The 7,769-nt window shown below is 50.6% G+C and carries 7 protein-coding genes; 2 read left to right on the top strand and 5 right to left on the bottom strand.

Annotated features, from left to right (window positions below):
• Positions 1–47: 47 nt before the first annotated feature.
• Positions 48–2,129 (bottom strand): glycosyl hydrolase family 18 protein, encoded by a 2,082-nt coding sequence (locus tag ACK5JN_RS21015; protein WP_416871925.1) that lies wholly within the window; start codon positions 2,127–2,129, stop codon positions 48–50.
• A gap of 389 nt (positions 2,130–2,518) precedes the next feature.
• Here ACK5JN_RS21015 and ACK5JN_RS21020 point away from each other — a divergent pair, with 389 nt between their 5' ends.
• Together ACK5JN_RS21020 and ACK5JN_RS21025 are read left to right on the top strand one after the other, a co-directional pair.
• A complete protein-coding gene (locus ACK5JN_RS21020; protein ID WP_416871926.1) occupies positions 2,519–2,962 on the top strand; it encodes a winged helix-turn-helix domain-containing protein in 444 nt (147 codons plus the stop codon).
• 16 nt (positions 2,963–2,978) lie between these two features.
• Positions 2,979–3,512: a glycoside hydrolase family 108 protein gene (locus tag ACK5JN_RS21025; RefSeq protein ID WP_416871927.1), complete on the top strand. Its 534-nt coding sequence runs from the start codon at positions 2,979–2,981 to the stop codon at positions 3,510–3,512.
• A gap of 64 nt (positions 3,513–3,576) precedes the next feature.
• On the opposite strand, the gene ACK5JN_RS21030 is transcribed toward ACK5JN_RS21025, so the two are convergent.
• The 4 genes from ACK5JN_RS21030 to dnaK all read right to left on the bottom strand — a co-directional run.
• Positions 3,577–3,921 carry a phage holin family protein gene (locus ACK5JN_RS21030; RefSeq protein ID WP_416871928.1) on the bottom strand — a complete coding sequence of 115 codons (345 nt, stop codon included), beginning with the start codon at positions 3,919–3,921 and terminating at the stop codon, positions 3,577–3,579.
• A gap of 115 nt (positions 3,922–4,036) precedes the next feature.
• The gene (locus tag ACK5JN_RS21035) at positions 4,037–4,984 is read right to left on the bottom strand and encodes a LysR family transcriptional regulator (RefSeq protein WP_416871929.1); all 948 of its coding nucleotides are present in this window, start codon (positions 4,982–4,984) and stop codon (positions 4,037–4,039) included.
• 113 nt (positions 4,985–5,097) lie between these two features.
• A complete protein-coding gene (dnaJ, locus tag ACK5JN_RS21040) occupies positions 5,098–6,237 on the bottom strand; it encodes a molecular chaperone DnaJ (protein ID WP_064547269.1) in 1,140 nt (379 codons plus the stop codon).
• Between the two features lie 87 nt (positions 6,238–6,324).
• Positions 6,325–7,769: molecular chaperone DnaK (gene dnaK / locus ACK5JN_RS21045; protein WP_416871930.1), on the bottom strand; the 1,445-nt coding region annotated here is incomplete at its 5' end.

Consider the following 7,769-nt stretch of genomic DNA (forward strand, 5'->3'; position numbering starts at 1 on the left):
CGGGGCTTAAACTATGGTTCCCACGCTTTCACATTGAGTGAGGAGTATTAGTAAGCGCCAAGGTCAGTCCATGCTCCGCCCGCAGCGCAGTTCAGATCCGGCTGGTCGCCCATAGACCACCATTTCACCTGGTAGTTATGGCCTTTCCAGCTCACGATCTCGAAGGAGCCCCAGTTTCCGCCATACACGGTGCTGGCATTCCACTGCGCGTAGGGTGAGGTTGCCTCATCCGCCGGGGTGGTGTCTTCTTCGGGTTCTACCGGATCCGGAATGATAACCTCCTCTTCCGGCTCAGGTTGAACCTGAGAGATAGCAGGAACCGCGGTTAATACAAAGCGCTGCTGAGAGGACGGCTCGCCCAGCGCATCACGCACGAACAGGGTGAACTGGAAGGCCGTTTTGCCAGAAACTTCCGGGACAACCAGCTCGATAACGGCCGCGGTTTTATCCGCCACGGTGATTTCTGAAGGCACGCCCCAGCTGTAGGACAGCGCATCGTCATCTTCATCAGAAGAGCCTTCGCCGGACAGCTGTACGGTAGAGCCGCCCACAACCAGCAGCTCAATCGCCGCTTTTGGCGCGTGGTTTACATCGGTGGTTGTGTCCTCTTCCTTCTCTTCGTCCTGCTCAACGTTGATGCCTTCGAAATAGAACGGTTCCATATCGATGGTTTCCGATTCCATTTCATAGCCCAGACCTTCGCGAACGGCGTTAACCAGCACGCCGTTGTCCTGATCGATGGTCCAGGTAAACACGCCGCCCAGGCCCAGCTTCTGCGCGTATTCGCCTTTCGCTTTCACCGTACGCGGCGTATCCAGAGACATAAACAGCTTAGATTCCGGATTGAACAGGTAATCCGCATCCGCCACCTGATCGGTGTAGACGTTGAAGCCGTTGCGGCCTTTCTGATTTTCCAGATCCAGATAGTTGTACATCACGTCGTACCACTCGCAGGTACCGGACTCGAAGGTACCGGTCGTTTCACCCGCGCCCGGCGTATAAGAACCTTTCAGCGGCGACAGGGATTCAATTTCCACCTGACGGGCGTTACGGGTATAGCCCGCGTAACCAATATTGATGCGGTCGGCGGAGAAGCCTTCAGCCAGCAGATGGTCAACAATCGTTTCCACAGACCAGCCGCCTGCAACCAGCGCTTTACGGTTAGTGTGGTGACCAAGCGTTTCCGCCCACGGCGTGCCGAAGAAGTCATAGGTCATCAGGTTGATGCCGTACAGGCCGGCGGCCATCAGATCTTTCACTTTGGCGTAATCGAAAATAGAGGTTACGGCAGACGCGGCAATGGAGATCTTCACATGGCTCAGGCCAGCGGAGTCCAGCTGCTTACGCAGTTCGCCGATCAGCAGCGCGTAGTTGGCGCCATCTTCTTCACCGAACGGGTTACCGGCGCCTTCGTTGTTCGGGTATTCCCAGTCGATATCCACTTCGCTGAACATCGGGAACTGTTTGAACAGCTTCACCACGCCTTTGGCAAAGATTTGACGAGAAGAGTCAGATGCTGCGGTTTCATGGAAGCCGTTACTCATGCTCCAGCCGCCGATACTCATAGACAGCGCCAGCGTATGGCCCTGCTGCTTTGCTTTAGCCTGCATATCGCGCAGCGCGCCCAGCAGACCCTTCGCATTCGCCTGGGTGACGGTCCGCGGATCAACATCCCAGCCGCTGGTTTCAAAACCCAGGTTAATGTAGGACTGGAAGTCGCCCCACGGATCGAGGAAGGTCGGCTCATATTTTACTTTACCGCACAGCGCAGCGGCTTCGGCCACCTCGTCACGCTCGTTGGTATCGATCTTTGCAAAGCCGGTAATCCCGACAAAACCAAAAATCAATTTGTCGTAAGCGGTTGGGGATACATTGGTTAGATCGTAGCCACGGCCACGGTTATCAGGAAGATCGTCACCCTGCAGACGGCTGTCATATTGTGACCAGTCGGTATAGTAGCCAAATACTTTAGGCTTGGTGGTGGAAGCTTTATATTTGTTATAAACCGGTTTCGCAACACGAGCTGAGGTATAGCTTAATTTAACATCGTCTTTTGCTGGGTTAAAACCATCGGCCGCGTTGCTGGTTTCAGTCAGGGTATCGTTTTGAATCAGTTTGCTGGTAGCCATTATGAATATCCTTTTAAATTCGAATAATTTTCGCAGGTCATTCTGCGGGGTCCATAATCCAACGACCTAGGCCAAATGGCTAATCACAAACCATCATTTAATTAACACAGAATATCATCGCAGCCAATGATGACTCATTTATATACATAAACAATCATCACTGGAAAAATGACGTAGTTCAGTCAACTTAATAATTAACAAACAAAAATCAAATTAACTAGCATTTACCAGGCTAGTAAATATCATTTAATTCACTAGAGATAATGTGATGAACATCTCTCGATGATATGGCAATACAATAAACAAGATGAGTATTAATAGATTAAGACAAATCTCGCATCTATATTCAGCTCAGGCAATCAGGACTTATATAACTAAAGGATGACGTTATGAAAACTTATCTCATTAATGAAAGTTGTATTTACAATGAAGGGAAGTACGAGCTGAGAACCAGCACCAACTCCAGGGTCATCAAGATGACGGCTATGCGAGCCCGGTGCCTCAGTTTCATCATTGAAAATGCGAACCAGGAGATCATTGAGCGGCAGCAGATAGCGAATGCGCTATGGGGTGAACGCAGTCAATTTGTGAACGATGCTAATTTGACACAAATTCTTTATCTCATTCGCAAAGATCTGAAGACGTTAGAGATTAACGATCTATTTATCACCATTCCACGACAAGGATTACAGGTTAATAAAGATATTGCCATTAAAGTGATGGAACACAACCGCCAGGCAAGTAAAAAGCAGGTGGTCAGGAAGGCGCTGGCAGCGCTCACTACGGTGTTTTCAGTGACCTTAGGCACGGCAATGTTCATGCATATTCATTAATGCAAAGGAGTGTAAAATGAATCCAATTATTGATGGTATTTTAGCAATGGAAGGCGGCTGGTCTTTTAACGACAAAGACAAAGGCGGTGAAACCAACTGGGGGATATCGGAAGCCGTAGCCCGAGCGCATGGCTATACGGGAGATATGCGCGATCTTTCACGCATTGAAGCCTATGCCATCCTCGAAAATGACTATTGGATCAAACCCGGTTTTGATCGTATCGCGCAGATTTCTTATCCCATCTCTTTCGAGCTGTGTGATGCAGCGGTCAATATCGGCGCGCACTATCCCTGTATATGGCTCCAGCGCTGGTTAAATGTCCTTAATCAGCAAGAGAAACGCTACGACGACCTCAAAGCCGACGGACATATCGGCCCCCTGACGCTCGCCGCGCTAACGCGGTTTTTATCCTGGCGGGGAAAGGAAGGTGAATCAACGCTGGTAAAAGCACTGAACTGTAGCCAGGGAGCCTATTATCTGGAGATCACCGAAAAGCGCCATGAAAATGAGCAGTTTATTTATGGCTGGATAAAAAACAGAGTGACGTAAACATATTGTACGACACTGATATAAAAGACTCAGGGAAGAATCTTTTATATCAGAAAGTATAGCTTTAATGAATACCAGAAGTATTAAGGTACGTTTTTATTTTCGCCCCTAAGACTTTTAATATCGGAGCAGCGAATACCCCACCTAAACCTGCAAACAGCAATACCATATTAAAACTAAAACCCTGTTCAATGGCAATCGCGCTGAGTAAAAAGCTGGTGAAGCAAGATATAATCATCTGAATTAAGCAATTAGAAATAGACTTATGATAATCACTGGGCGCCGACTTATCTTTACGCATGAAGTAGCTCACAAATCCTCCCCAGGCGCCGATGGTCACAACCGTGAGCAGAATTTCGATTTCCAGAAGCACCACTTCTGTCGTCGGTAGATGATTGGGAATAGCCATATTAAACTCCTGTATAAATATGAACGGATGTTGTTCATGCGGAGTGTAGATAATCCCCAGAAAGATTAATAATCAAAGGACATCATTTAACCTTATACATCCGGAATGATGCCTCTCAGCGGCGGAAAGAGGAGAGCGTATGCAGCCGGGAGACAATGTCATTGATGACGGAGATATTCTTATCGTTATATTTCCATGAGGCATGAATTTGGATCGGGCGGATCATCAATTCGGGCGGTGGCAGCACCAGCTTAATATCATATTTGCGCTGATTTTTGAAAAAAAGCGCCATTTTTAACGGCATTAAGGCAATCAATGAGGTGCGTTCCACTACGCTAACCAAACCGTGAATAGAATCACTACAATAGCCTATCATTCTTTGACCGTGATGATAGGAGGTATTTTTGACCAGCACACGCTCATTTATACCCGGTGAATGATTGATATTCATTTGAAAAAGCGCATGGCGGGATGTGTAAAATTGATGCAGAGTCAACTGGGTTAATTGGCTTAGCATATGGCTACTCGCACAGATGCACACAAAACTTTTAAAGCTATCAATTAACTGATTTTCAATACCGGGGCGCGCTATCGGCTCAGTACTAATCACCAGGTCACACTGCGAAGTAAAAATTCGTTCAATCATTTGTTCTCGTGCAATGTTTCTGGAAGAAAAATGATTGATGAGCACCTGTTCAAAAACGTCGATATCATGAAGCTGGGAGAGATAATAGCTTTCGACAATATCACTGCCCATCACCGTAATCTGAGCAGCTTCTTCTCGCCGGTTTTTAGCCAGGAAAGTGCCATTCAGTAATTCTATAACCTGTTGAAAATCTCGATGAAGATCTATTGCTCTGTCGGTTGGTAACAGACCATTTTTACCTCTGACGAAAAGCGCTTCCTGATAGTGGCTTTGCAAGCGTCGCAGCGCCAGCGAGACGGCGGCAGGCGTGATACCCAATTGCTGGGCAGCTTTAGCCGCATTGCCTGCAGAAATCACGGCGCCAAAGATTTTGATTAAGTTGTAATCAAAATCTTTATCACCTCCTTTCGATCCCATCCGCAGTCAGCCTCTAATCGCGACAAAAGCAATATTGGTAGTACCATAATAAAGCAACAGAAAAAAGCCTGAGCGCAGGCTCAGGCTTGAGGTCATATAAAGAAATATAGTAATTAACGCGTTAAATCGTCAAAGAACTTTTTCACGCCGTCAAAGAAGCTTTTTGAACGCGGGCTGTTGTTTTCACCGGTTGGGCCGCCGAAGCTTTCCTGCAGGTCTTTCAACAGCTGTTTCTGCTTCTCGTTCAGGCCGACCGGGGTTTCAACCACCACGCGGCACAGCAGGTCGCCCTGCGCGCCGCCGCGGACGGACTTCACGCCCTTGCCGCGCATGCGGAACAGTTTGCCGGTTTGCGTTTCGCCCGGAATTTTCAGCTTCACGCGGCCGTCGAGGGTCGGCACTTCAATCTCGCCGCCCAGCGCCGCCATCGAGAAGTTGATCGGCACTTCGCAGTACAGGTTGTTACCTTCACGCTCAAAGATAGCGTGCTGTTTCACCTGCACCTGAACGTACAGATCGCCCGCCGGTGCGCCGTGCTCACCCGCTTCGCCTTCACCGCTCAGACGAATACGATCGCCGGTGTCCACGCCTGCCGGGATTTTCACGGACAGGGTTTTGGTCTTCTCTACGCGACCGTGACCGTGACACTTGTTACACGGATCTTTAATCAGCGTACCGCGGCCCTGACAGTGTGGACAGGTCTGCTGTACGGCGAAGAAGCCCTGGCGCATCTGCACCTGGCCGGAGCCGTGACAGGTTGGACAGGTCTGCGGCTGTGAACCCGCTTTCGCGCCGCTGCCGTGACAGATATCGCACTCTTCGAGCGTAGGGATGCGGATCTCTTTGGTCACACCACGAACCGCTTCTTCCAGCGTCAGGTCCATGTTGTAGCGCAGGTCCGCGCCACGGGACGCACGCTGGCGACCACGACCGCCGCCGAAGATATCGCCGAATACGTCACCAAAGATATCGCTGAAGTCCGCGCCGCCGCCGAAACCACCGGCACCGCCGCCGCCCATGCCGCCCTGCTCAAAGGCTGCGTGACCGTACTGATCGTAGGCCGCGCGTTTCTGCGCATCGGTCAGGATCTCGTACGCTTCTTTGATCTCTTTAAACTTGGCTTCGGCCTCTTTGTCACCCTGGTTACGGTCCGGGTGGTATTTCATGGCCAGGCGCTTGTACGCCTTTTTGATTTCGCGCTCTTCCGCTGTTTTGGAGACGCCCAAAATCTCGTAATAGTCTTGCTTTGCCATTGGTATTGTTCAGCCCCTTAACATGCGAGCACGGGCGGAGAGGAAACCTCTTCGCCCGTGCTGATTAATTACCCTGCATCAGGGCGATTATTTTTTGTCTTTCACTTCTTCGAACTCTGCGTCAACAACGTCGTCGTCTTTCGCATTGTTCGCGGAAGCGTCAGCGCCTGCTGCACCAGCCTGCTGCTGTGCGTGCTGCTGCTGAGCGATTTCCATCAGTTTCTGGGAAACCTGCGCCAGCGCCTGCATTTTCGCTTCGATGTCCGCTTTGTCTTCGCCTTTCAGAGACGCTTCCAGCGCGGTCAGCGCAGACTCGATAGCGGTTTTGTCGTCAGCCGGCAGCTGTTCGCCTGCTTCTTCAACCTGCTTACGGGTGCTGTGCAGCAGATGGTCGCCCTGGTTACGGGTCTGAACCAGCTCTTCGAACTTACGGTCAGCGTCGGCGTTAGCTTCGGCTTCACGAACCATTTTCTGAATTTCTTCTTCGTTCAGACCGGAAGATGCCTTGATGGTGATCTTCTGCTCTTTACCGCTGGTTTTGTCTTTCGCGGAAACGTGCAGAATACCGTCAGCATCGATATCGAAGGTGACTTCGATCTGCGGCATGCCGCGCGGTGCCGGGCTGATACCGTCCAGGTTGAACTGACCCAGAGATTTGTTAACGGATGCACGTTTACGCTCACCCTGAATCACGTGGATGGTTACCGCAGACTGGTTGTCTTCAGCGGTAGAGAACACCTGGCTGTGCTTGGTCGGGATGGTGGTGTTTTTGTTGATGAGCGCAGTCATCACACCGCCCCTGGTTTCGATACCCAGAGACAGCGGGGTAACGTCCAGCAGCAGCACGTCTTTTACTTCCCCGGTCAGCACGCCGCCCTGAACCGCAGCCCCGATAGCCACTGCTTCGTCCGGGTTAACGTCATTACGCGGTTCTTTACCGAAGAACTCAGCAACTTTTTTCTGCACCATCGGCATACGGGTCTGACCACCGACCAGGATAACGTCCTGGATATCGGATACGGACAGGCCAGCATCCTGCAGCGCAACTTTCAGCGGCTCGATAGAACGGTTCACCAGGTCTTCGACCAGGCTTTCCAGTTTCGCACGGGTCACCTTGATGTTCATGTGTTTCGGACCGGTCGCGTCTGCGGTGATGTACGGCAGGTTCACGTCGGTCTGCTGAGCGGAAGACAGTTCGATCTTCGCTTTCTCAGCGGCTTCTTTCAGGCGCTGCATCGCCAGCGGGTCGTTACGCAGGTCGATGCCCTGATCTTTCTTAAACTCGTCAACGAGGTAGTTGATCAGGCGGGTATCGAAGTCTTCACCACCCAGGTGGGTATCACCGTTGGTTGCCAGAACTTCAAAGGTTTTTTCGCCGTCAACTTCGTCGATTTCGATAACGGAAATATCGAAAGTACCACCACCGAGGTCGTATACCGCGATAGTACGGTTGCCGACTTCTTTATCCAGACCGTAAGCCAGTGCCGCTGCGGTCGGTTCGTTGATGATACGTTTGACTTCCAGACCTGCGA

Origin of the sequence: Kluyvera sp. (assembly GCF_047971185.1) — a bacterium.
Taxonomy (GTDB): domain Bacteria; phylum Pseudomonadota; class Gammaproteobacteria; order Enterobacterales; family Enterobacteriaceae; genus Kluyvera.

Coding starts and splice junctions, on each gene's coding strand:
- ACK5JN_RS21015 (WP_416871925.1), bottom strand. CDS start 2,129: ATGGCTACCAGCAAACTGATTCAAAACGATACCCTGACTGAAACCAGC.
- ACK5JN_RS21020 (WP_416871926.1), top strand. CDS start 2,519: ATGAAAACTTATCTCATTAATGAAAGTTGTATTTACAATGAAGGGAAG.
- ACK5JN_RS21025 (WP_416871927.1), top strand. CDS start 2,979: ATGAATCCAATTATTGATGGTATTTTAGCAATGGAAGGCGGCTGGTCT.
- ACK5JN_RS21030 (WP_416871928.1), bottom strand. CDS start 3,921: ATGGCTATTCCCAATCATCTACCGACGACAGAAGTGGTGCTTCTGGAA.
- ACK5JN_RS21035 (WP_416871929.1), bottom strand. CDS start 4,984: ATGGGATCGAAAGGAGGTGATAAAGATTTTGATTACAACTTAATCAAA.
- dnaJ (WP_064547269.1), bottom strand. CDS start 6,237: ATGGCAAAGCAAGACTATTACGAGATTTTGGGCGTCTCCAAAACAGCG.